Below are 25,263 nucleotides of genomic sequence, written 5' to 3' on the forward strand. Positions count from 1 at the left end.
GACAATGCCGCCGGAGCCATAACAACAATAAAGCCACGCCGCCGCAAGCGCTGACGCGAATCGCCATCAGCCGCTGCCCGGCACCGCACAAGGGATCGGTAACATGCTCATTTCCAGGCCGTTCATCGAACACATTTCGGTAAAATCCTTTTTCCGGGGCTCGGCTGCACCGCCCTACATTCCTCTGAATTTCAAGGAATTATGCGCGGCGGTTACGCCCAGCCGGCTGTTCGCCATTCCGCAATTCGATGCCGACACCGAACGGGAGTTTTGGCAGGAGCGTTACCGGGTTTTGCTGTCCCCGTTAAAATGGGCTTTGGCCTTGGGCGCCTGTGCCTTCCTGGCTTATATCCTGCTCGACCTGCATACCGGAAGCGCTTCCCGAACCAACGCTTTGCTGCGCTTGCCTATCGTGCTGTTATTGTTCGGACTGTTCCACTACTTGCAATACTGTCCAAACGCGGCGGACAAAATCAACGGCGTCGCCAAGCTCAGCGCAGGCTTGTCCGCAACCCATCTGACCACGGTGCTATTGATCGACGGCAACCCACGCTATTATCAGGAAACCTGGCCGGCCTTGTTGCCTATGTATTTTTTCAGTTACGGCCAGATGTTCATGTCGCTGCGGGCGACGATAGGCTTCGGCTGGAGCACGACGCTGGCGATGCCGCTGGCCGGTTACTGGCTGGGCTTGAGTGTGGTGGATTTGATCCCGTCGATTCTCAATTTGGTGATCGTCAACCTGTTTGGCGTCTGCACCCGCTGCCAACTGGAAGCCTACGCCCGCAACTCCTTCCGCGAAAAACGCAAAGTCGAGATCATCGCCGAACGCAAAACCCGTTTCCTGCGCCAGCTCAGCCACAATTTACGACAACCGTTGCAGGCCTTGAGCTGCTACGCCTCGGTGATGGAAACCGCCTGCCGCGAACCCGCCAGCCAGCATTTGCAACACATCGCCGGCCGCATGGGTTTTGCCATCGACGAATTGAACCGCGCCGTCAACCATATTCTGGACATCGGCAATCTGGAAAACGGCACTCAGCGTCCGTTACTGACTAGCGTCGACATCAATCTGTTGCTGTCCGCATTGGAAAACCAATTCGCCCCGCAAGCCGCCAAACGCGGACTTAAGCTGATCGTACATCTACGGCAAAGCCCGCCTTACAGCGTGCAAAGCGACGCCAGCATTTTGAGCCAGATTATCGGCAATTTGCTGGACAACGCCATCAAGTACACCGATAGCGGCTGGGTCGTGTTGGCCGCGGTCAAAACCGGCCCGGACCGCTTGCAAATACGTGTCCGCGACAGTGGCCCCGGCATCGCTGTCGACGTGCAAGGCGAGATTTTCAAGGAGTTCGTGCGCGGCCGGCGCCGCAACAACGACCCCAGCGCTCACGGCTTGGGGATCGGTCTGGCTTACGTCGCCACGGCCATCCAACATTTGCCGGACCATAAACTGGCGCTGTACTCCAAACCCGGACGCGGCTGCGACTTTAAACTGACCTTAGCCATCGCCCCACACTGCCAACCCGCATTCGAATCGCCAGCCGCCACCGGCGATTTCGCCGGCCGCTTGGTGTTGATCGTGGACGACGATGCCTGCATGCTCGACGCCCTGAGCTGCCAATTGCAAACCTGGGGCTGCGATGTGCAAACCGCCGGCTCGCTGGCCGAAACCCGCATGGTATTGGCCGACAACGTGCGTGTCCCGGATTTGTTGATCACCGATTTTTATCTGTCCAATCAGGAAACCGGCCACGACATCATCGCCGCCGTCCACGCCGATTGCCGCCCGGTGCCGATCTTGGTGCTGTCGGCGGAAGGTATCGGCGAAGAGGACAAAGCCCGCTGGCCGTCCGGCACCCACTTGTTGCGCAAGCCGGCGAAGTCGGATGTGCTAATGGCGACGATGGTAAAGGCGCTAGAGCGCGAGACGGGGGATGCGCAACTTATTTAAGCCTGCCATCGGATCTACGTCTCTACGCAACCGCAAAAGCGCTGCCAATTCCCCTTCTTAGAAAAAGAGCGGCAAGGGGAGATTTTCTAAAATTCCGCCCCCGGCAAACCAAACACAACCCCCTGCTCGAACAACTTCACCAGCAACTCAGTCCGCCGCGACACCCCAAATTTATGGAAAATCGGCCGCAAATGATTCCTGACCGTCTGCTCCTGAATGTTTAACCGCTTGGCAATCGACTTATTGGTATGGCCGCAAGCAATCCAACGCAGAATCTCGAACTCGCGTGGAGTCAAACCCAAACTGGTCGGACTGGTTTTTGGCTGAATTCCGGACATTGAGTCGTCACTGCTTGCGGATACCGACGGCTTACCGGCCATCGTCGCCGGCAAATACACCTTGCCGGACAACACATCGCGCAACGCTTCGACAAAGGCCCGCCGCGAAACGGTTTTGACCACAAATCCCATCGCCCCCAATTTCAAAGCCTGAAACACCACCTCCCTGTCTTCCACTCCGGAAAACATCACCACGCACAAATTCGGAAATTCCTGTTTCAACTCGGCTAAACCGTCCAGACCGTTGCGATCCGGCAACTGCAAATCTAGCAATACCAAATTCACTGCCTGCTCCCTGGCAATCGCCAAGCCGGCCTTGAAACTCTCCGCCTCGAATACCTGCACATCCGGGTATATCTGTTTCAACAAACATGCCACGCCCTCGCGGGCACAGAAATGGTCGTCGATTAACAAAATATTCACAGCCACGGTTGTCCTGTGCTAATACGGTGAAATGATTGTACGCCCGGCGGGTTGGAAATGAATCCAGTACGTTTGTACTGGTACGGAAAACATCTGGCTATCAACAAAGTACCAGAGCAGACTTATTCAACGAGAAGTTTGGACAAGTTCCCACGGAGGACTGCTCATATATACAAGTGCCGTCATGCCAGCAGGACGGGAAATCCAACGCCAGGGACGGTAGCTTCAAGCAATCTTTGCAGCTTGGATCCCGACAATCCCTGCCGGAATGACGGTTATTAAATAAAGATATTTATAACAACCGCGAGAACCAAGAAAGCTTGAAAACCAGATAAAAGTTGCCCTGTACAAACTGTCGGAACTGACCATGTCAACGGCTCTGAGCCACATTGGTCGACTATCAGTTGTTTGGCGTCATTCTTAACGGGACTGAAGACTTGCGCCACCGTAATTTACGAGTCCCACAAACTTGGAGATAAATCTATGCAAAACCTAAAAGCTGCGATTGTTACGACTGTGTTCCTCTTTGCATCAAATGTGTTCGCCGAAAAGAAGGAAATCTGGCACGGATGAGCTGCAGTGCCAGCTCCTTGCACCAAGCCGTTCACCTATAAGGACGATTTTGGTCTCACCTGGACTTCACTTCGCACAGCCCCTCAAGAACATCACACGCGCATTTTTTTAGATGCTCCCACTTGGGGAGATATCGAAGCGAAAGTTAAGGAATGCGCATTGATTTCGGCTGGTGTGGGCGGCGGCGCGGCTGTTTACGCGAGTCCTGCATCAGCATGGCCAGCGTTTAAAGCTACATTTTTAGCTTGTGCGATGCAGAAAGGGGTCACGACTGCCGAAAATCTATTATCAATTTCCGCTGATTTTGAGTGCCGTTGGTAGTCTACATAACACTGTATCCACAGGATGCTATTCTCAAATTTAGGTATTAGCAATTCTGGCAATCAATCAAGCGAAGGTGTTACTTACTCAGTAAAACCGGATGAAGGCAGACTCATGAAAGAACTTGTCAACTTGAACATCAAGAGCCAATTTACGCTACCGGACGGGACTATCGTAAGTGCCCGCGAAAGTATGCCTATTCTGAACGAGTCGATTTTCGAGACACTCGAGTTTAAGAGATTGCTGAAAGGGCCAAATCCGAAAATCAAGTTGGAAACCCTGGAAACAAAATAGTAATCTGGCCTCCGGGGCCTAGCCAGAATCAGTTTCCCAAGGTCCTCCGAGGTAATTACTCCATTCAAATGTGACGAAAATAGGCCGTATTCATTCCCACGCTGACACGTGGGAATGAGATACACCGGCAAACTCAACGGGAGCCAATCATGCCCATCACCTTAGGCCCCATCATCGGCCACACCACCGACACCTCCGCCAAAATCTGGATTCGCGGCGCGAAGGGACCCAATCATAACAGCCGGGAGTTTTGTTACGGCGCGTTCGATTTGTACGACGGCGCAAAGCTGGTGGCGTCGCAGTATTGCTTTTTGAAGGATTACTACGACTTCACCGGCGTCGCATTATTCGACCAGCTCAAGGCCAACACGGCATATCGAGTGGAATGCGGCGTGGATTACAAGCGCGACGCCGACGCCCCGCAGACCGGGGTGCCGGTCGCGGGCCCCATCGTCACCGGCCCCAAAAAGGCGGTGGCGACGTTCAAGACCGACCGCGGCAGCGATGATACCCGGCTGGATTTCGTGTTCGGCTCCTGCCGCTATTTGTATTGGGACAATCTGTTTCAAAACGATGCCGAGAAAGGCGACAAGACCTTTCGTTCCATCGTCAATTTGCATCGGCAGCGGCCGTTGGATTTGTTTCTGGCGGTGGGCGACCAGGTCTACGCCGATCCGTTGAACAAGCTATACGAGTACAAAAACTTCGACGCCTTATGCGAGATTTACCGCAAGTCGTTCCAGTTGCCGAATATTGCCGAGCTGATGCGCACGGTACCGACCTACATGATTCTGGACGACCACGAAATTCGCAACGACTGGTCCAAAGACCAGATGCGCAGCGAAGCCGACAGCGGCTTTTACGCGATGCGGATGCGCGCTTATGCCTCCTACCAGCACCTGCATAATCCCAACACGCCGAACGGCCAGTTCTGGTACAGCTTCGCTAAAGGGCCGTTTGCATTCTTCGTGATGGATACCCGCACGCTACGGATCAACGACGCCAATGCGGTGGGCGGCAAAACCCTGCTCGGCCGGGAACAACTGAACGCATTTTTCGACTGGCTGCACCAAAACCGGGCCGCCCCGGTCAAATTCGTCGTTTCCAGCGTGCCGTTTTTTCCGGATCCGAAGCCCAATAAAGGCGGCGACGACAAATGGGCCGGTTTTAACGACGAGCGCAGCATGATTCTGGAATTCATCCGCGTCGAAGGCATCAACGACGTGGTATTCCTGTCCGGCGACGTGCATAACTCCAGCTTTGCCCGGATGCGCTGTTATCAAGACCAGCAGTTTTTACTGACGTCGCTGGTGTCGTCGCCGTTTTACTGGCCCTATCCGCACGAAAGCCCCAGCGATTTTTACGGCGGCCGCACGTTGGAGTTCATGCAATGGACCGACGGCAGCCGCCGCAGTCGCGACCGTGTCGAATACCGTTACGATGGCGAAGGCTTTATCGGCGACGAGGCTTTTATGGCGGTGTCGGTGGATATCGGCAAAGGCAAACCGTGGTGCAGCGCGGAAATTTTCGACCGTAAGGGCCAACCGTTTCCGGCTTATGCAGGGCCGTTTTTCTTTTGAACCCGGCTAGGCTTGGACAAAACCGCGCAGCCCTTAACCGAACAAAACCTTGGCCAGTTCCTGGGTTTTGGCAAACTCGGCTTGCAAGTGGGCGAAGCAGCGCTGTTCGGCGTTTTCCGAGATAGCCAAGACCGCCAGCAGCTCCAAAGCCGGCATTTCCCCGTCCTTGAATAACGCACCGACCATCCGCGTGGCGGCGCCGACAATCAGGGCCTGCCGCCAATAGTCGCCGCGGTAACCGCTGTGGCGGTGGTGTTCGATGCTGGTGACCAAAGCGTCCGGGATGCCCCAATACTGGGCCAGGTAGGCGCCGATCTCGCAATAGTCGGTGGCGGCGGTTTTGCGTAAGGCCTGGTTCAAGTGCCACTGTGGGTTGGCCTGTTTCAGTTGCAACGCTTCCTGGGTCTGCGCCGCCATCGTATCGGCCAGGCACAACAGCCCCAAGTTATGCAAAATCCCGGCGGTATGCACGGTTTGGACGAAGGCCTCGTCGACTTCGGCATCCGGCAGTGCCCGCGCCAGTTCTGTGGCCGCTTGCGCCGCCAACATGCTGCTGGCCCAATATCGGCGGATGTCGAAGCTGCGGCATTGGTAGACGTTGAACGGCTTCATCACCGCCAAACCGATGCTGACGCCGCGGACGATGTTCAAGCCCAATTTGAAGCAGGTGCGTTCGATCGACGTCACCGGCTCGCCGTTGTTGTTGATCCAAGCCGAATTGGCCAGTGCGATCAGGCGCGAGCAGATGGTGGGATGCGTCTCCAGCACTCGCGCCAGGCCGGCATAATCCAGGCCGTCGTCGGCCAGGGCTTTGATCAAATGGTGCACGTCGTGCGGCAAAGCCGGCAATTGTTTTACGTCGGCAAAACAAGCCGGCAATTCGATTCGGGGCATAGTCAGTTGTCGGGGGCAGTAAACGGGCCGGATTTGGCGTCGACGAATTCCAAACGAAAGTCCTTGCGAAACAAGGCCGGCAATGCGGCGGCCGGCTGCGGCGCGCTGAACAGAAAACCTTGTACCACCTGGCAGCCCAAACCGCTCATCACCATAGCTTGGTCTATGGTTTCCACGCCTTCGGCCACCAGGCAAAACTGCATCGCATGCGCCATGCCGATGATGGTTCCGAGCAAGATCGGGGTTTGCGGATTGATCAATACGTCCTGGACGAAAATGCGGTCGATTTTCAAGCAATCCACCGGCATGTGCTTTAACGCCACCAGCGACGAGTAACCGGTGCCGAAATCGTCAATGGCAATTTTGACGCCGACGTCCTTGACCCTACGGAATACCTCCATATCGGCCGGGTTCTGCATCGCGCTTTCGGTGACTTCCAGTTGCAGATACTCGGCCGGCATGCCGGTCTGTTGCAAAATATCGCGCAGAGAAACCACGAATTGCGGATCGCGAAAATGGCTGGCGGCGACGTTGACCGCCATGGTCAGCAACGGCAAGCCCTGGCTGTGCCAACTCAGCAACTGCAAACAGGCGCTGCGGATCGCCCATTGATCGATCTTGCCGATCAAACCCAAGGTCTCGGCCAGCGGGATGAATTCGCCGGGGCCGATAATGCCGCGCTGCGGGTGGCGCCAACGGGCCAGGGCTTCGATACCGACCATGCGGCCGTCGCGCATGCCGACCTGGGGCTGGTAATGCAATTCGAACTGGCCTTGCTCCAACGCATCGCGCAACATTTGTTCGTCTTGCAGGCGCTTGATCGCCAAGCCGGTCATTTCCGGCCGGTAATAGGCGTAACGCTGTTTGCCGGCGGTTTTGGCCGAGTACATCGCGGTATCGGCCGCCTTCATCAAATCGTGTTCGTTGTCGCCGTCTTTCGGATAAATGGCGATGCCGATACTGACCCGCGGCTTTAAGTGGTGGCCGCTCAAAATCAACGGCCGGTTAATTTCCTGCAGGCAGCGTTCGGCGATATCCATGGCCTGGAATTCGTCGGTAATAGTGTTGACGATGATGCAGAATTCGTCGCCGCCCAGCCGCGCGGCAAAGTCTTCCTCGCGCACCACGCTCTGGATCCGCTGGGCGATGGCTTTCAAAAACTGGTCGCCGACATTGTGGCCGAAGCTATCGTTGACGTACTTGAATTCGTCCAAATCCAAAAACAGGAAGGCGAACTCTTGCTGCGCCCGCGCCGCGGCTTTAATGGTTTGCTGCATCCGCGAGTGGTAATGCACCCGGCTGGCCAAACCGGTCAACTCGTCGAAATAGGCCAACCGGTGGATGATTTTTTCCGATTCCTTTTGTTTGGAAATATCCTGAACCGTACCGGTGACGTAGCTCTGCGCACCGCTATTAATCAAGGCCGTATCCTGGCGCACCGTGATCGGCTCGTCGCTTTCGCTCAGCAACCGGTATTCGACACAAGCCTCCTTGCCTTCGACGGCGGCGTTGACCACATCTTCCACTTGCTTGCGGTCGGCAACATCGATCAAATTCAAATACTTGCCCAATTGGCCTTGAAAATAGTCCGGGCTGGTCCGGCACAATTCGGCCAGATAAGGCGAAATCTCGAACTTGTCCTGCTTGGCGTCCCAAGTCCAGTAGCCCAGGCCGGCTATGCGTTGGGCAGCGGACAGTTGCTGCTTGCTGTTACGCAATTCGGCGGTATCCCGGTAGGAACGCAGCAGAAACTTGATGTGGTGAATCAGCACCACGTGGTTCAACGGTTTAATGATGAAATCGGCGGCGCCGGCTTTGAAGGCGCGGTTGATCGACTCGATATCGTCCAGACCGGTGGACATGATGATCGGCACGTCGGTCATCTCCGGCAAGGCCGACATCCGGGCGCAGGTTTCGAAACCGTCTATGCCGCCCATGATCGCGTCGAGTATGACCAGATCCGGAATCTCGCGTTGCAACATCTCCAGAGCATGCTCGCCGCTGCAGGCTTCCTCGACCCGGAAACCGGCCGATTTCAGTTGTTCGCCGGTAATCAGCCGAAAGTTCGGATCGTCGTCGACCAGCAACAAGCGTACCGCGGCGCCGGCCGGGGCCGCAGCAACCTTATCGACATCGGCAGCCCTCGATTCCGCCGGACCGGCTGCGGCCAAATGGCTCAATTCGGTCACGACCTCCGGCAATTGCCGTTCGAAGGCGGCGAACAAAACCTCGACTTCTTCGGTTGCGCCCTGGCGGCCGGCGGTCTCCAAGGCCAGACAGGTCTTGGCAAACTCGCGCGCGCCCAAATTGGCGCTGGCCGATTTCAACGCGTGCGCGGTATTGGCAACGGTCGGCAGGTCGGTCGCCGCTACGGCGTGGCGCAGTTTCTCCACCTGTTCCGCGGCGGTTTGCAGATACAAGGCCACCGCTTTATCGAACAAACTGGCGCCTTGGGCATCGACGATTTCGCGCAACTCGGCAATATCGGCGTGGCAAATCGGGCTCAGCCCGGCCGGTGCCGGCAGTGCCGCCGCAGCGGCCGGGCTATCGGTTCGCGATGCCCCACCGGCCGGCAACCAAGCCAACAACAAGGTACGCAATTGGTCCTTGCTGAAAGGCTTGCTCAGATAGCCGTCCATCTCCGCCGCCTGGCATTGGTCCTGGATGCCTTTTTGCACGTCGGCGGTCAATGCGATGACCGGGACCCGGCGCTTGCCGGCGGCGGCTTCCTGTTCGCGCAGCTTCAGCGTGGCGCTGAAACCGTCCATGACCGGCATGTGGCAATCCATCAGGATCAAGTCGTAATCGCGGCGGCCGGCGGCGAGTACCGCGGCTTCGCCGTCGTTGACCACGTCGGCGCTGCACCCCATGTTTTCCAGGAAGCTTTTCACCACTTCCTGGTTCACCAGATTGTCTTCGGCGACCAGTATCCGCCCGCGCAAGCGAGCGGCGGAAGTCGGTTTGCCGGTTTGCGACAACTCCGGCTCGGCTACCTTGTCCTGCGCCAACGTCTCGCGCAAGCAGTTCAACAGCCGTTGCTGGAATACCGGTTTGTTCAGGAAAAAACTGATGCCGTATTCGTGGCTGCGTTCGGGTTGGAAACTGACGTTTTCCGAACTGAGCATGATGATGGCCGGCTTGGGAATCCGCCGGTCGCTTTGGATCGCCTTGGCCAACGACAAACCGTCCATGATCGGCAAATGCCAGTCCAGCAGCGCCAACTGGAACGGTTGCTGCACCGCGGCGGCCTCCAACAGCATTTTCAACGCGCGCGGCCCACTATCGACGCTGGTGGCGTTGGCGCCCCATAACGCTAGCTGCGAGGTCAGAATATCGCGGTTGGTGGCATTATCATCCACCACCAGAATATTGACGCCGTGCAAATCCGCGGTGTCTGCCCGCTCGATGGCGGCTTGTATTCCCAGGCCGAATTCCAGGCTGAAGTAAAACCGCGAGCCGGCGTCGACTTTGCTTTCCAGGCGCAGTTCGCCGGCCATCAGTTCCACCAGTTGCTTGGAGATGGTCAGGCCCAAGCCGGTACCGCCGTAACGGCGGGTAATGCTGCCGTCCGATTGGGTGAAGCTGTCGAAGATCTCGTCTTGGCGTTCGTCCGGCACGCCGATGCCGGTATCGACCACTTCGAACAATAGCCGGACTTTATCCGCGGCAACGCCGTCGGCGATTGGAGCCACCTTGAGCTGGACATCGCCGCGCTCGGTAAACTTGATCGCATTGCTGAGCAGATTGACCAATACCTGGCGCAACCGCTCGGCATCGCCCTGCACGATGTAATTCAGATCGTGGGGCATGTTCAAAATCAATTCGACGCCCTTGCGGTGGGCCTGGTCGGCTAGCAACTCGACGGTTTCCTCCAACATCGGCCGCAAGTCGAACTCCTGCAGAATCAATTGCAGCTTGCCGGCTTCGATTTTGGAAAAATCCAGAATGTTGTTGATGATGCTGAGCAGAGAATTGGCGGAACGGTAAGCGGTTTCGGCGAAGCGTTTTTGGCGCTCGTTCAAACCGGAGGCCATCAACAACTCGGTCATGCCCAACACACCGTTCATCGGCGTCCTGATCTCGTGGCTCATCGTCGCCAGAAACTGCGATTTGGCCTTGCTGGCCTGTTCGGCCTGCTCCTTGGCGGCCAGCGCTTCGGCAATGCTGCTGTTCAACTCCCGGTTCTTCTCGGCCAACTGCCGGGTGCGCTCCAATACCTGTTGCTCCAGCGAATCGCGGTGCATCGCCAATTGGTCGTCGCGGAACTGGATTTCGGCGAGCATGGTGTTGTAGACATCGGCTAAGTCGCCGAACTCGTCGGAACTGGTCTTATTGATGCGGTGGGAAAAACTTTTTTCGTGGCCGACCGACTGCATGGCTTCCATCAATTTCAGTAACGGCGCCAGAAAGATATGCTGCATCTTGGAGGTCAACGCACTGATACACAACATCGTGAACAGCACGATGAAGCCGATGATTAAATAAAAAGTTTTCAGGATCGCGTAAAAGCCGCTCTGGTCGTCGACCAAATGCAGGATACCGACCGTTTCCCGGTCCAGTTCGATCCGCCGCACGAAATGCAGATTGTTATCGCCGTCGTATTGGAACACGTCCCGCTCCGAGCCGGCGCCGCCGGTATCGCGGTTGTAGGGAAACAGCCTGTCGTACCAATGCGCCACGGCGTCGCCCAAGGTATCGAACAGACTGCCGCCGGCGTCGGGATTTGCCGCCTGTTGTAATAAAGCCATGGCTTGCTCCGCATCCCAATGGCTGATACCGGGTTTGCCGGAATGGTAGTCGGCAAACAACTCGCCCTGTTTGTTGTACAACTCGGCGTTGAGGATGCTTTCCCGGGTCCGCATGCTCTCCAGCATGGTGTTGGCCGCAACCGCGTCGCCGAATACCAGTGCGGCGGAAATATTCGAGGCGATGATATTGGCCACCAACACCAATTGCTGCTCGGTTTCCTTCTTCTTGGCAAAGTATTCGTTGATGATGATCGCCGTGGTAGCCAGACACAGCGTCAGCATTGCAATCAGCGTCATGATCGACACCAATTTGATTTTGATCGGCGCGTTATTGAACCATTTCACCATGCGTTAAGCTCTCCTAACGGTCTCCGACGATTTTCGCCAACCGCAGCAGGTTGGAACTGATGGTTAAACCCGAGGCTTTGACGGCGGCCAGGTTGATATGCAACTGGATTTTGCCGTCGACATTGACCATGGCCACCATGCCGCCGTTAGCGGCGAAATCGGCATCCTCCCCCATCGTCAACACCGGCAACGTCTTGGTATCCAGGAATACCTGCAACAGCACGTTATTCGGCAATTCGCTGATGAACAAAATCTGACACTGGTTCAAATTACGCAATCTCTCCGAGTTGACGATTTTAATCGAGCGGTTGCCGACGTTCTTGCCGTCTATCGATTCGAACGACTGCAGCAACACGTTGTCCCCCACCAGGCAAACGTTCAGCGTGTTACCCGCATCGGCGAAGGCGCTGTCCGGCCATTGGGTAAAACGGGCGAAGTTTAACGTCAGCGCCGCCAGCACCGAGTATTGTTCGAACGCCGCCGGCGCCGCCGCACAGACGCTTGCGGCCGACGCGAATAGCGCCAGCGCACAGGCTCCGATAGCGTTTACCACATTTCGCCGCGATAACAAGTCAATAACCGTTTGCAAAAGTTAGTCGAGGATTGGTAATAATAACGGTTCAAAAGCTCCAGGCCAGTTTGCCGTACATGCCGCGGTCGATAAACGTGGGTAAGGTTTGGTTCTCCTGCCTAAACTCCAAACGGCTGTCGCTGAGCAGATTTTGCCCGACCAGCGACAATTCCAAATTCTGCGCCGGCCGCCACGCCAAGCGCACATCCATCGTCACGTAATCGTCGATATGCTGCAGGCCGAACACGCCGACGGAGGCGTTGCTATCGACATAGCGCAACCACAGGTCGAAATCCAAATCTTTGCGCAAGCTCAATGCGCTACGCAGGCTGACGCGTTGTTGCGGGCCGGCCGCCGCGATAAAGTTGGTTGTGGCGGCAAAATCCGATTTTAGCAGGCTGTAATTGGCGTCCCAACGCCACCAATCCAGCATTTGCCAGACGGCGGCGACTTCGTAGCCGTAGGTTTTGGCTTGATAATTGTTATTCAGCGTCAACGGTACCACCACCACGCCGCTCACCGGATCGAACGTTCCGCCGCCTTGCGAGACGTTGCGCAGGTTGTCGTAATCGTTATAAAACGCGGTGACATCGAGCGATAACGCTTTGACGAAAGTGGTCCGGTAACCTATTTCATAGGCGATGACATCCTCGGCCCGATAGTTGCGGTCTCCGTTCAAATACACGGCGACCGCCGGAAAAAAACCTTGCGGCGGCTGCACGGTTTGCAAGATCGACATGTTTTGTTCGGCGCGCGACGGCGTTCTGACCGCACGCGACACTGCCGCCCAAAACCGGTGCTGCGAGTGCGGTGCCCACATCAGCCGCGCAGTGGGCTGGCCTTCGAAGCCGCTGTAGTCGTTGTGTTCGAATTTGGAACCCAAGGTCAGCCACAAAGTATGATCGACCAATTCGATTTCGTCCTGGATAAAGCTGCTGAACAGTTGGTCGTTACGGCTGGCCGGGCTCAGTCGCAGCAAGCGCCCGGCCTCGGTGAGGTCGTGGGTGTACTGGTAGCCGAAGCCCCAGATCACCTCGTGGTTGTCGAACAAGCCGAAGCGGTGCTGGAAATCCAAATCCAGCGTATCGCGCCCCTCGCTGAACCAGGCTTCATTGCGCCGGTAGTAGTCGTAATAGAGTTGTAGCGAATAATCCGAACGGGTGGAAACGGTATGCTGCCAACGGCTCAAAAGGTTGCCGCCGTAAGCGTCGACCCTCTCGCCGAACTGGCTTTGGTAAGGCGCGGCGATTTGCGGAATCGCCAGGGTTTGGTTGATGGTGCTGTGGTACAAATCGCCCTGCACGGTCAATTCGTCTTGCAGCGACAAGCGCGAATCCAGCCTGAAACCGCCCTGAGCCTTATCCCAAGAGTCGCCGGCCGGCTCGGCGTTGGCGCGGCTGTTGGCGTCGCGGTTGAAGCCTTTGACGTAAACCCGGCCGGTAGTGTCTTCGCCGAGCCGCCCGCCGTAACGAAAGCCGCCGAAGCCGCGTTCCTCGGTGCCGCCGCCCGCCACCGCCAAGCCGCCCTGCGTCTTGGCCGAATGTTTGGTGATGATGTTGATAACGCCGTTCACCGCATTGGCGCCCCACAGCGTCGCACCCGGACCGCGTATCACTTCGATGCGTTCGACGTCTTCCAGCATCACGTCCTGGTTTTCCCAGTAGACGCCGGAAAACGAACGGGTGTAGGTGTTGCGGCCGTCGATCAACACTAACAATTTATTGGCGAAGCGGCCGTTGAAACCGCGGGCGCTGACGGCCCATTTGTTGGAATCGATTCTGGAAACGTCCATCCCCGGCGCCATGCGCAGCGCTTCGGGAATACTGGTTACGCCGCTGCGTTTGATGTCGTCATGGGTGATGACGAATACCGCAGCCGCCGAGTCGTTCAAGGCTTGCGCTTTCTTGGACACCGACGTCACTTCGACGCTGAGCAAATCCTCGACATTCAAGTCGAGCGCATCCTTCGTATCCGGCGCAGCTAAACCCGCTTGGCTCACCGCAACGAGCAGCAATCCGGCTATTGGCTGTTTCATAGTGTAACTGGCTATTGGTTTGGCGTTCCATTGCCCGCGCCGGCCGAAATCTGCTCAGTCTGGGTGGCAACGATAGAATCGGGGCAATTCCGCCGCGCAGCGCCGCTCTCGATAACGGCGAACTAAGCACCGGCAAAATGCGGCTCCTCGTCAGACGAGAAAACCGAATTCGATTTGTCGAAATTTCCTCACACGCCAAGTTTAGTCCAATTTCCGATTTGGCAACGGCAACCGGCGGCGTGGATAGCGTTTGCTGGGTAGCGCGATCGAAACGACCGCTTCAGACCACGAAATTGAGTTGCTGTACGCTACCGGCGCGGCCTTGCTCGGTCAGGTAAAGGCCGCTGGCGGCTACTTCCGCCACGGAACGGTTATCGCCGTCTTTGTATTGAAACGGCGTGGCGAGATGGCCGAGGTAAATTGCGCCGATGTTTTTGTCGCCCAAAGCCAGCAATTGCTGGCTGCCGTCGTCGTGGCGTTGCCAGATACGCAAGCGTTGGTAAATGGCGTCGCCGGCATCGATAAATTGGTTGCCGTCCTCGTCGTAAGCCGCCAGATCGGCAAAACCGTTACCGCTGGCCGGCCCGAACAGTTCGGAACCGTCGTTGACTAGGCCGTCGCCGTTTTTGTCCAGCGCCAACATGCCGCTTCCGGATTTCAGGCCGGCAATTTGCTCCAAGCGGCCGTCGGCATCGATATCGAACGCAAACCGGGTATTGCTCAACTCGGCGGCATTGCCGTCGAAATTGATCACCAAAGGATCGGTTTTGACAGCGTCGCCGGCGCGGATTTCCAGATTCGATTCCAGATAAAAACTGCGGCTCATCGACAGCGAAACGCTAAAACTCAAGCTCTGGCCGTCTTTGGTTTTGATCGTCCCTTCCGCCGCGAAATCTAAGGTCTCGCTCTCGGCATAGGCAACGGATTGCCGGTAAATCAAGCCGCCCTCGCCGGCTGCCGGCGCGTCGCCGCCGGCGGGAGGCTGCTGCGGCGGCGTTATACCGGCGGCTCCGGCGTCGGTCGCCGGTTGCTCCGGCGCAAACAAGACGAAATCGCGGCCGGTGATTTCCTTGAATATGCGTTTGATGATTTGCAGCGTCAGACTGTGCTGAGAATCCAGCCGGTTTTCCGGATCGATCGGCCGATTGCGGGAGGCGGCCGACCGCGCTGAGCTGCTGAGTTGCAACGTGTCGCCGAGCGCTTGCCGTGCCGTCGGCTCGTTAGCGACAGGCGCCGCCGAATTGTTACGGCCGGCGCTGTCAAGCTGCGGCGCCGGGCCGGACCACGCCTGTAACGAGGTTTGGTTGCGAACGCTTTGCTGAAGCTGGTGCTGGCTGCTGAAACGGATTGCGGATTTATCGATGATCATGGCGAACGCCTCCGCCCGGATGGTTACCGCACGGTTATCGGCCGCATCCGCTCGAACTTAAATGTTTAATTTATCCTCCATTTTTTGCTTGTAGTTCAGGAAATGCAGGGTTTGCAGATCCTCGCTATGTTCGGCCCCCAAAACTCGGTAAGGCGCGTCTATTTCGGTGATGTGAAACGGATAATCGTCATGGCTGTTGCGGTAACCGAGGATATTGCTGCGCACCGCCTTAAAACTGTCGAGGCCATCTATTGCGAAGCGGCGCTCGTTGCAATAGACCGCGACGCCGCCGCCGGCCTCGCCGACGATCCTGACCCGCAAATCGAACACGCTGGCGCCAACCTTGACCTGCACGGCTTGGCAGGAGACGACTCCGGCCGAGTTTTTTTGAATCTCGTAAAAGCGCACGCCAATTCCTTCCGGCAACTGCGCTTGTGCCAGCAAGGTGCCGAGGAACACCGAATAGTGGTTCAGCACATGTTCCGGATTGGCATTGGCATGCTGGCGAACGAATAGCGAGCCTTTTTCGTCCAGCACGTAAACGGCGACGTGCTTGCTGGTGGCGTGGTAAAACACCTGCACGATGTCGGCCAGATTGTGCCGGTACAACACCGGTATATAGGTCTGTTCCAACACGTAAGCATCGAACAGCACCGCCGAGAACTCCGGCTGCGGCTTGGAAAGCTCCTGAATCAGTTGGTTGGCGTTATCCAAGCGGAAATAACCCAAGCGGCCGTTATTGAATCGAAACAGGCTGTAACCGGTCTCGGCCGGAATAATGTAACGCTGGGCTCCGGCGCCGGCCGCGACGAAGCACTTTACCAGGTTGTTGAACAAGGCCTCGGTGCGCAACACGATGCTGCGGCCGCGCACCGGCGTGTAACACAATACCCGTAACGCGTCGGCCGCGATTTGCGCTCCACTGTTGTGGACGATGTCGAGCAGGCAGTTGAGCAGGCCCTCCAATCCGGCATAGTGCTGCAAGGTCACCTCGCCCCAGCTCGACACCGACAGTTTATGCACCGATTGCACGAAGCATTGGCGGGTTTCGCCGTAACTCAGCGGGTCGGAACGTTCGCTCATGACCAATTGCTGGCTGTTGGCGTCCATGGCCAAACTTTCGCCGAGGTTGACCAGCAACAGCGACGCCGATAACCGGTTCGGCGCGGCGAAGGCGTCCAAACCGTCGCCGCCGCCCGGCAAGCGGGACTGGAAAAAAGCGTGCAACTCGTTGAACAACAGGTACAAATCGTTGCCGGCCAGTTTCAGGTTTACCGCAGCGACCTGTAAGTTCAAGGTTTTTTTATACAATCCGTTCAGCACCGCCCAACTCAGTATTTCCAACAAACTGTCGCCCTGTTTGATGGCGCTGTGCTCGGCTCCTTGTTGGGCAGCGTTTCTGTCGCTGTACAAACGCCAAACCGCTGGGGCATTTTCGACAACGGTTTCCTTGGCCACCAGCAAATCGGGCGTGGTATGCACCGCGGTGCGCGTCGTCAGAATTTCGATTTTGCCGGGGCGCTGGTCCAGCGCGGCACGCAGCTTGCGGCCGATCAAGCGTAAATCCCGGTTTTCGCGTTGGGCCTGGTCGACCGGCAGTCCGGTGAACTTGATGATCATGCGCAAGCACTGTTGCAACTGGTCGCGAATCACGGCATGTTCGCTGTTGGCGCGTTTTATATCCCAATAACGCTGGCTGGCTAGACTGTCCAGTAAATCGTCCGGCCAGTGCCATTGTCCGGCGACTTGTTGCATAAAATTTTCGCGCAATTGCCGTACCCGGTTTTCCAGAATCGGTCCGGAACCGGCCATGATCTTCATGTAAAAACACTCGCGGATCAGGTCGAGCCGCTGTTTGGAACCGCCCTGCTGCAGGTAGGCGTCGACCTTGCTGTACATCAGCAAATACGGATCCAGGCTTTCCACGCTGAAGTCGCCGCGGTAAACGGCTTGCTTCAGCGCCTGGCACAGCCATTGCGGATGCGGAAACTCGCTGGCGTAGCTTTCCATCAATAGCAGCTTGAGCAGCGACTTATGCGGCGAAGTCAGCGATTTAAAAATGTGCCACAGCGTCGCACTGACGAATTCCGCCGTCGGCATATGGCTCAGGTCGCCGAAGTCCAACACCTCGGCTTCGGCGACGAAACGGTTCTCCAGCAGATGTTGCACATATTGGCCGTAGTGGCGCTCCTGGTCGGGCGGCACCAGCCACCAGACCGGCGTGCGGCCGGCGACGTAAATCGAAGTGCGGTAAAACTCCTCCAACAACAGATAGTGCTGGGTTTCGCCGCTGCTTTCCTTGGATATCGGCGTATTCTCGCCGCGCACGAATTGCTCGGCGTCGACCAGAAAAAAATGCACCTCGATCTTCAGCGACGCCGCCCACTTCTCGACTTCCCGGGCTTTTTGCCGCAATTCCTCCAACTCGTCGGCGGCCAACCCAGCGGCGTGGCATAGCCAGATATCGATGTCGCTTTCTTTGGAGAAGGCCATGCTGCCGACGCTGCCCATCAGAAACAGCGCGTGAATCGGATATTGCCGCAACGCCTTGCGCTTGTAGACAAAACCTTTGGAAAACTGTTTGGCGACGTCGACGGTTTGCTTGCTCGGCGCGTAGTCTGGAATGCCGGCCGGGGTCTCCGACGAGACGAAGCCGGGCAATAACGGATGGTTTTGGTGGAACAACAGCGGCAGTAATTTCAGAAAATCCTGCTGCCGCGGCTGCAACAAACTTTGCACGTGCAGCAGCCGCTGCTGGTTGAAATATTTGAAACGCTGCGTCACCGCATGCAGATCTTTTTTACTGATCTCTTCGCCGGGAGCGCCCAATCGGATTGGAAGGAATCGGTTCGTCACTGCGGCGCGCCAAAATCGGGGGGAACTTGAGTATAAAAGAAATCAACCCGGCCGGTGAAAGTTAAACTGTAGATAACGGCCGTCTTCGCTATCGAACGCGGTGAACCGGGTCAGCCCGGCCTGCGGAATCTCGATATGGAAAATCTTCTCCAGCGGCAGTTGCAGGCAATGGCCGAACAAGCTGCGCACGACGCCGGCATGGCTGACTACCAGCACCTTTTTGCCGGCGCAATCGGCCAGCAAATTTTCCCAGGCGGCATGCACGCGGCGGTTGAACCCGCCGAAATTTTCGGCATTGGGCGGCGGGCAGCGTTCCGGATCGCGGTAGAACGCCGCCAACGCGCCGGGCCACTCGCTTTCGATGCGATCGGCGGTCAGACCCTCCCAGGCGCCGAAATCGTATTCGGCCCAAGCCGGATCGACGCGCAACTCGGCCTGCTGCTGTTCGCACCAGGCGGCGGCGAACGAGCGGCAGCGGCGCAGCGGCGAACTGGCCACGACGTCCCAATGCAGTTCGCCGCATTGCCGGTACATCTGCCGCCAGCCGCGTTCGGTCAACGCATCGTCGGTCACGCCGCGGTAACGCGAACCGCCGCGGGCTTCGCCGTGCCGCAAAATATCCACCGTCGTCACTATCGCCATCGTTGCCGCTTCCGCTTCAGAAGTTAGGGTTAGGTGTTCAGCGTATCCATCAAATCGATCATGAATTCCATTTCCTCGTCGTCTATCGCTTGCCAACCGCTGAAGCCCAACGCGGCTAACACGCCACTGCCCTTCTCGTCCGCCGCCATGTTGAGCAATACCTGGCGCAGTTCGCCGCGCCTTGCCTGCAAGCGCGGGCCGACCATCAAAGAATGGTGGATCACGCTGATCTGGCTGCGCACCAGTACCCGTAATTGTTTGCGAATCACGCCGGACAAATTGTCGTAGGCTTCGGCCAGAATGATACCGGCGTCGGCCTCGCCTTTCAGCAAATGTTTCGCCACCAGCACATGGCTATCGGCCAAAACCGGGACGATGTTGCCGGCATCCAGGTCGGCCGGTTCCAGCATGATCATGCCCATCAAGCGCACGTCGGGATCGTCGGTAAACGCCACCCGGCTATTGACTTGCAAATCGGCCACGTCCTGCACCGGGCTGTCGGCGTGGACGGCGACGATGGCTTCGTCCGCCTGGCCTTGAGCCTTGGCCAACGGCAAAAAACCTTTGTTTCTGACCAGCATCGCCGCGTCGTAAGGATTGGCGTAAATCAGGTCGATTTTATCGGCCTCGATGGCCTGGTGCAGTTGTTGGTAATGGTTGTACATTTCCAGATGGATCGCGCTATCGGTTTGTTTCTGCAACCAAGTGTTGAAGATATACCAACCTGACAGGCGGTCCGGAGCGAAATCGGGACTGACGGTAAACAGGAATGTCATGGCAGGCTCCGTTAACGTAAAGTCGGATAGAGTTTGGCGCATTCGTCGACCTTGGTCCGCGACGGTTTGCGCCGGACCGAGGTATAACCCACCACCTTGCCGCCGCGCACGTTGGGAATCACCGTGGCCTTGACCCAATAATAACCGCCGTCCTTGCGCAGATTTTTGACGTAGCCTTGCCATTTCTCGCCGCGCAGCACTGTCTCCCACAAATCCTTGAACGCCGCCGCCGGCATGTCCGGGTGGCGCAGAATATTGTGCGGCGCGCCGATCAGTTCGGCTTCGCTGTAGCCGGACATCTCGACGAAGGCCCGGTTCACCTGGCGAATTACGCCCTCCGGCGTGGTCGTCGACACGATCAATTTGCCGTCCGGATACGGCGTTTCCAGTTCGGTGTACAACACTTTGCGGCGGCTGCCGTCGTAGAACGCCAGCTCGGCTTCCCGGTAATCTCCGACGATATCCTCGGGTTTCATATCGCTAATCATGATCGGCTCCGTAGCATGGTTTCGGGATCACAGCATTTCGGAAATGCTTTCCGCCGCGCGCTTGACGTCTAGGAAAATCAAGCCCAGCTTGGCGTTGGGCTTGGCCAGCACCGTCAATACGGCTTCGTTGCCGGCGTAAGTCATCAGCACATAGCCGCGCGCGCCCTTGATCAGCACCTGCTCCAGATTGCCGCGGCTCAGTTCCTGTGCGGTACGGTCGCCCAGCGACAGCATCGCCGCACTCATCGCGCCGACCCGGTCTTCGTCCATGCCGGCCGGCAATACCGAGGCCATCATCAAACCGTCCGTGGATATCACGCCCGATGCTTCAATATCAGCCGAAGTGCCATTCAGCTCGGTCAACACCGAGGTCAGCATATCTGCTTTCATAATTGCTATCTCCTAAAAGTAAAATTGACAAGGGAGCCGGGCAAAACTAATCGCCCTTTTTGACGTACCGGGTCGTCAGAATCCAGGCCAGACTGACGAATTCGGCCTGGTTGAAATGCGGCGTACCGGCGATGGCCAGCACGAAACGGTGGCCGCCGACGAAGATCGGCCAAAAACCGATCTGGCTGGCGCCGAAGGCATCGACTATCGCCCAGGCATGGCTGGCGATGCCCATGTTGTTGCTCAACAGGCCGGAGCGGCGTTTGTGCACGGTGGCCAATTCGGCGCTCAACGCCGATAATTCCTCGGCCGCCTCGTGCGGAAAGCCGCTGCAGGCCAGATAAAAACCCTGGTCGTCGGCCAGCAGCACCTTACCCGATTCGGAGATTGCCGCCAGCAGACCGGGCAACACGTCTTCCAACGCGCCGGCGGGAGCTTGCAGCGGCGTATCCACGCCCTGCACCCAGCCCAGCTTCTGGCAGTGCAACAACATTTCCAAGGCTTTGTGTTCGTCTTCGATCTCCATCAGGCTTTGCAACTGCGGCAATGCCAACGCCGGCGTTTGCGCCTGCTGCAACAAACGCAGCAAAAACCGCCGCGGTTTGTCGGAGTCCGGAAAAGCCACCGCGTAATAGGCCCCGGCCGGCGTCGGATATAAATACAGGCCTTCGGCCAGTGTGAAGTTCTGCATGGCCTTACTCCGCCAAACCGGGATCCAGCGAGTACAACAGGGCCTGCACCAGTAACGACACGTCGTTCTTTTCCCGGGCATCCACCGCAAACACCGGCGGTTTGATGCCGAACTCCTGCAAGCGCAGATGGTAATCGTCTATGGTCGGGCGGTTGCTCAAATCCATTTGGGTGACGCCGATGGCCAGGCTGGTATCGCTGATGAATTTGCTGAACGCCTCCAGAAAGAACTTCATGTCCTGAAACGGATCGGCGCGGGTATTATCCAACAGCAAAATCAAGCCGATGCCGCCGTTGACCAGAATGTCCCACATGAAATCGAAGCGTTCCTGCCCCGGCGTACCGTATAAATGGATCTTCTCGCCGCCGGCCAGATTCATCACGCCGTAATCCATCGCCACCGTGGTCGAGGCTTTGCGGTTTTTGGTCATATCGCTGGCGGCCGCGTCGGTTTTTACCGGCGGCGTATCGCTGATGGCATTGATCGCAGTGGTTTTTCCGGCACCGACCGGCCCGGTGAAAATGATTTTGTATTGGCTCATCGAGATTCCTGCTGAGAGCGGCTAGGTACCGCGCAATTTACTGAGAATTTTGCGTAACAAACCTTCGTTTTTCGGTTTGTCGGGCGCAGGTGCGGCGATTACCGCATCCGCTTCGCGCTCGCTCTGCCGCAACAGCCCCAGGGCATGGCATGCGCTGATAAACACGAACACGTATTGCGGCTTGACGTTGAGCACCCGGCAAACCGCGATCGGCGCAGTCGGCGTTTTCACCAGCAACGCGGCAATCCGCATCGCGTCGGGCGTAATCACCAAACGGGTAAAATTGGGCCAGCGTTGCAGGAACACCGGCCGCTGGATATCCAAGCCGATAGGGAAGCGGCCTTTCGAAGTCCAGATTGCCAATTTCCAGATAAACGCCTGCAGATCCTGATACTTTTCCGGCGCCCGCTCCGCGCCGGCCGCGGCCGGGTCCAGGGCCGACAGACTCATGTTACTGGCCGTGCCGGGTTTGAAGGCGACGCCGGCAAACGCCCGCAGTTGTTTGTCGTCGGCATCGAGCCAGACCTCGTTTTGTTCGGGAAACAGGTACAACGGCTTCCAAATCGAGCTGAGCCGCAACGGCCGCGCCTGCAAGCCGGCGGTCTTGGCCGCCGACTGCACGTAACCCAGGAAAAACTGGCGCGGATCGTAGCAAGCGGTGGGCAATTGCGCTTCGTCGTCGAAATCGATATCGCCGACCGTGCCGAGAAACGCGGTGAAGCCGCCCTCGTTCAGTTGCACTGCCGATTGGTGTTTGCCGGTCTTCTGCCGCTCCGTGTTGTCGATCGGTTTGGTCGGTTTGACCGGTTTGACGTAGACGTCCAGCGTCGTTTTGATTGGAGCGGCAGGCGCCTGCTGCGGTTTTGCCGGAGCGGCCGGCGCGGGCGCCGGTTCCGGCTTGTTTTCCGCCGCTTTCAATAGCAAGCCGATTTTGTCCAACACGCCGAGTATTTGTTCGGCAGTGACCGGTTTTTTGATGAAAAAAGTATTGTCGATCTGCAAGCTCTGCAACGACAGCAAAATAATCGGCCGGCCCGGCGCCGCGGCCTTGCGCTGGTCCATAATTTCCCGCGCCTTGGCGTGGTCGGCGTCGATCATGTCGATTTGGGCGTCGTCGGGAGCAACAACCTGCGCGGCACCACGGCACGGTCCTTTCAGGTACATTTCCATGGTCTTGCAGGTGCGGCTGTCCATGCCGTGCAACGCAACCCGGTAGGGATTGGCGGATTTTGCGGTTTTAGTCATGGCAGCTGCCGGTCGAAATAGTCTGCAACCGATTGCCATTCGCCAACTAACGGCACGGCCAAATCGGAGAAAGTGCGCCAGGCGTTTCGAAAACGCTCGTGGCTGGCGGTGGAGCGGTACAGTTCCAATAAGGCCAGTTGCAGGTCGGCGCGCTGCGGCTGGAGGCCGACCGCATTTTCCAGCACATCGATGGCCTGATCCAACTGGCTGTATTCGATAAAGTCGTTAGCCAGCGCCAGCGGATCGTGGCTAGTTTCGGCTTGCGCTTGCCGCGGCGCGAGCAGTGCGCTACTTCCCTGGATGCCGCTAGCGAGTATGGAATAGCGATTACCGAGTTTCTTCGGATCGTGCCGGTCCAAAGCTGACAGGACTTGGAAATCGCGCGGTTCCAAGCGCAACCGGCTAGCGTTAAGTATCCGGCGCCTAAGCGCCTCGCCCTTGCCTTGCAACGCAATCGACAAATCCAGCAAAGCCGCATACAACGCCGCCGAATGGCGATTTCGGTAACAACTGTGGATGCGCCGCAAATGTGCCGCCAGATCGTGCGGCTTTCTATGCACCTTGACCGACAACACGGCCAGAGCCTGGTCCGCGGCCGGATCGTAACCGAAGCCGGCCAGTTCGCCGTCCAGCCAGAAACTGCTCTCAGGCGTTGTTCCGAGCGGCGCGTCGGCAAACAAATTGGAATGAAACACGGCCATTGCCACCTTCCGTAAAAAAACGATGCCGGAAGGTTAGCAGCTAGGCCGCTTATTTCCAGGCGAATTATCCGGTTATTTGTTGTCTTGCTTCACAGATTGCCTTACGCACAGTCGCCGGAGCCGTGCCGCCGATGTGACTGCGGGCGGCGACCGAACCTTCCAACGTCAGGATGTCGAACACTTCGGCGCCGATAGTCGCGGAAAAACCTTGCAACTCGGCCAAGGTCAACTCCGACAAATCCCGGCCACTCTGCAAACCCAAACGCACGGCTTGGCCGACCACTTCGTGCGCATCGCGGAAGGCCATACCTTTACGGACCAGATAATCGGCCAGATCGGTCGCGGTGGCGAATCCGCGCTTGGCGGAGCGGTACATATTCTCGCGCTTGGCTTTGACGTGCGGCACCATGTCGGCAAAGGCGCGCAAGCAATTGATCAAGGTATCGGCAGTATCGAACAAGGGTTCCTTGTCTTCCTGATTGTCCTTATTATAGGCCAGCGGTTGGCTTTTCATCAGCATCAGCAACGAAACCAAATGCCCGGCCACCCGGCCGGATTTACCCCGAACCAGTTCCGGCACGTCAGGATTTTTCTTTTGCGGCATGATCGACGACCCGGTGCAGAAAGCGTCCGGGATATCGATGAAATCGAATTGGGCGCTGGCCCACAGTACCAACTCCTCGGAAAACCGCGACAAGTGCATCATCAACACACTGCCGGCCGCGGCGAATTCGATGGCAAAGTCGCGGTCGCTGACCGAATCCAGCGAGTTATTCGACGGTCGGCTGAAACCCAGCAATTCTGCGGTCATAAAGCGGTCGATCGGGTAACTGGTACCGGCCAGTGCGGCGGCGCCGAGCGGCATCACGTTCAGGCGCTTGGCGCAGTCCAGCAAGCGGTCGCGGTCGCGGCTCAGCATCTCGAACCAAGCCATCAAGTGGTGGCCGAAGGTGACCGGTTGCGCCACCTGCAAATGGGTGAAGCCGGGCATGATGGTATCGGCTTCCTGTTCCGCCTTATCCAGCAACGCCAGTTGCAAGCGCTGCAATTGGCCGAGAATGTTGCCGATTTCGTCGCGCAGATACAAGCGGATATCGGTCGCCACCTGGTCGTTGCGGGAACGGCCGGTATGCAGTTTCTTGCCGGCGATGCCGATCAAGTCGGTCAAGCGCGCTTCGATATTCATATGCACGTCTTCCTGCTGCACCGACCAGACGAATTCGCCGCGCTCGATCTCGCCGCCGATCTGTGCCAAACCTTTGCGGATATCCGCCAACTCCTGCTCGGTCAGAATACCGATTTTGCACAACATCGCCGCGTGTGCCAGCGAACCTTGGATATCTTGTTGCGCCATGCGTTGGTCGAAATTCACCGATGCGGTGAATTCCTCGACGAAGGCGTCGGTGGCTTCGGCAAAGCGGGCGCTGGAGAGTTTTTCGGAATTTACGGTGGTCATGATACTCGGAAGGTTGATCGAACAAA

The 25,263-nt window shown here is 57.4% G+C and carries 18 protein-coding genes; 2 read left to right on the plus strand and 16 right to left on the minus strand.

Annotation, left to right across the window (positions count from 1 at the left end; translation table 11 throughout):
* Window positions 1-103: 103 nt before the first annotated feature.
* A complete protein-coding gene (locus VXJ35_RS12140) occupies window positions 104-1,957 on the plus strand; it encodes a hybrid sensor histidine kinase/response regulator (RefSeq protein ID WP_064021753.1) in 1,854 nt (617 codons plus the stop codon).
* 86 nt (window positions 1,958-2,043) lie between these two features.
* On the opposite strand, the gene VXJ35_RS12145 is transcribed toward VXJ35_RS12140, so the two are convergent.
* Window positions 2,044-2,718 carry a response regulator transcription factor gene (locus VXJ35_RS12145; RefSeq protein WP_082880898.1) on the minus strand — a complete coding sequence of 225 codons (675 nt, stop codon included), beginning with the start codon at window positions 2,716-2,718 and terminating at the stop codon, window positions 2,044-2,046.
* A 1,337-nt stretch (window positions 2,719-4,055) separates the two neighbouring features.
* Between VXJ35_RS12145 and VXJ35_RS12150 the strand changes: the two genes are divergently transcribed.
* A complete protein-coding gene (locus VXJ35_RS12150; protein WP_064021756.1) occupies window positions 4,056-5,486 on the plus strand; it encodes an alkaline phosphatase in 1,431 nt (476 codons plus the stop codon).
* 33 nt (window positions 5,487-5,519) lie between these two features.
* On the opposite strand, the gene VXJ35_RS12155 is transcribed toward VXJ35_RS12150, so the two are convergent.
* The 15 genes from VXJ35_RS12155 to argH form a co-directional block, all read right to left on the minus strand.
* The gene (locus VXJ35_RS12155; protein WP_064021757.1) at window positions 5,520-6,380 is read right to left on the minus strand and encodes an HDOD domain-containing protein; all 861 of its coding nucleotides are present in this window, start codon (window positions 6,378-6,380) and stop codon (window positions 5,520-5,522) included.
* A 2-nt stretch (window positions 6,381-6,382) separates the two neighbouring features.
* Complete coding sequence (locus VXJ35_RS12160; RefSeq protein ID WP_064021758.1) at window positions 6,383-11,476, minus strand: EAL domain-containing protein; 5,094 nt, start codon at window positions 11,474-11,476, stop codon at window positions 6,383-6,385.
* A gap of 13 nt (window positions 11,477-11,489) precedes the next feature.
* The gene (locus tag VXJ35_RS12165) at window positions 11,490-12,029 is read right to left on the minus strand and encodes a YfiR family protein (protein ID WP_064021759.1); all 540 of its coding nucleotides are present in this window, start codon (window positions 12,027-12,029) and stop codon (window positions 11,490-11,492) included.
* A 67-nt stretch (window positions 12,030-12,096) separates the two neighbouring features.
* Window positions 12,097-14,082 (minus strand): TonB-dependent siderophore receptor, encoded by a 1,986-nt coding sequence (locus VXJ35_RS12170; protein ID WP_064021760.1) that lies wholly within the window; start codon window positions 14,080-14,082, stop codon window positions 12,097-12,099.
* 280 nt (window positions 14,083-14,362) lie between these two features.
* The gene (locus tag VXJ35_RS12175; protein WP_064021761.1) at window positions 14,363-15,451 is read right to left on the minus strand and encodes a hypothetical protein; all 1,089 of its coding nucleotides are present in this window, start codon (window positions 15,449-15,451) and stop codon (window positions 14,363-14,365) included.
* Between the two features lie 57 nt (window positions 15,452-15,508).
* Window positions 15,509-18,307: a class I adenylate cyclase gene (locus tag VXJ35_RS12180; RefSeq protein WP_064021762.1), complete on the minus strand. Its 2,799-nt coding sequence runs from the start codon at window positions 18,305-18,307 to the stop codon at window positions 15,509-15,511.
* 42 nt (window positions 18,308-18,349) lie between these two features.
* Window positions 18,350-18,949, minus strand: a complete 600-nt coding sequence (locus tag VXJ35_RS12185; protein ID WP_064021763.1) for a histidine phosphatase family protein — start codon at window positions 18,947-18,949, stop codon at window positions 18,350-18,352.
* Window positions 18,950-18,978: 29 nt separating this feature from the next.
* On the minus strand, window positions 18,979-19,725 hold the full coding sequence (locus tag VXJ35_RS12190) for a phosphate/phosphite/phosphonate ABC transporter substrate-binding protein (protein ID WP_064021764.1): 747 nt from the start codon (window positions 19,723-19,725) through the stop codon (window positions 18,979-18,981).
* 11 nt (window positions 19,726-19,736) lie between these two features.
* Complete coding sequence (locus VXJ35_RS12195; protein ID WP_064021765.1) at window positions 19,737-20,213, minus strand: PAS domain-containing protein; 477 nt, start codon at window positions 20,211-20,213, stop codon at window positions 19,737-19,739.
* A gap of 27 nt (window positions 20,214-20,240) precedes the next feature.
* Window positions 20,241-20,603 carry a roadblock/LC7 domain-containing protein gene (locus VXJ35_RS12200; RefSeq protein ID WP_064021766.1) on the minus strand — a complete coding sequence of 121 codons (363 nt, stop codon included), beginning with the start codon at window positions 20,601-20,603 and terminating at the stop codon, window positions 20,241-20,243.
* A 46-nt stretch (window positions 20,604-20,649) separates the two neighbouring features.
* Complete coding sequence (locus VXJ35_RS12205) at window positions 20,650-21,294, minus strand: hypothetical protein (protein WP_064021767.1); 645 nt, start codon at window positions 21,292-21,294, stop codon at window positions 20,650-20,652.
* A gap of 4 nt (window positions 21,295-21,298) precedes the next feature.
* Window positions 21,299-21,835 (minus strand): ATP/GTP-binding protein, encoded by a 537-nt coding sequence (locus VXJ35_RS12210; protein WP_054762037.1) that lies wholly within the window; start codon window positions 21,833-21,835, stop codon window positions 21,299-21,301.
* A gap of 21 nt (window positions 21,836-21,856) precedes the next feature.
* On the minus strand, window positions 21,857-23,080 hold the full coding sequence (locus tag VXJ35_RS12215) for a hypothetical protein (RefSeq protein ID WP_064021768.1): 1,224 nt from the start codon (window positions 23,078-23,080) through the stop codon (window positions 21,857-21,859).
* The gene (locus VXJ35_RS12220; RefSeq protein ID WP_064021769.1) at window positions 23,077-23,781 is read right to left on the minus strand and encodes a FimV family protein; all 705 of its coding nucleotides are present in this window, start codon (window positions 23,779-23,781) and stop codon (window positions 23,077-23,079) included. The genes VXJ35_RS12215 and VXJ35_RS12220 overlap by 4 nt, the downstream gene beginning before the upstream one ends.
* Before the next feature lie 64 nt (window positions 23,782-23,845).
* A complete protein-coding gene (gene argH, locus VXJ35_RS12225; protein WP_064021770.1) occupies window positions 23,846-25,237 on the minus strand; it encodes an argininosuccinate lyase in 1,392 nt (463 codons plus the stop codon).
* Between the last annotated feature and the right edge of the window lie 26 nt (window positions 25,238-25,263).

It is taken from the genome of Methylomonas sp. DH-1, from assembly GCF_046097555.1.
Lineage (GTDB): Bacteria > Pseudomonadota > Gammaproteobacteria > Methylococcales > Methylomonadaceae > Methylomonas > Methylomonas koyamae.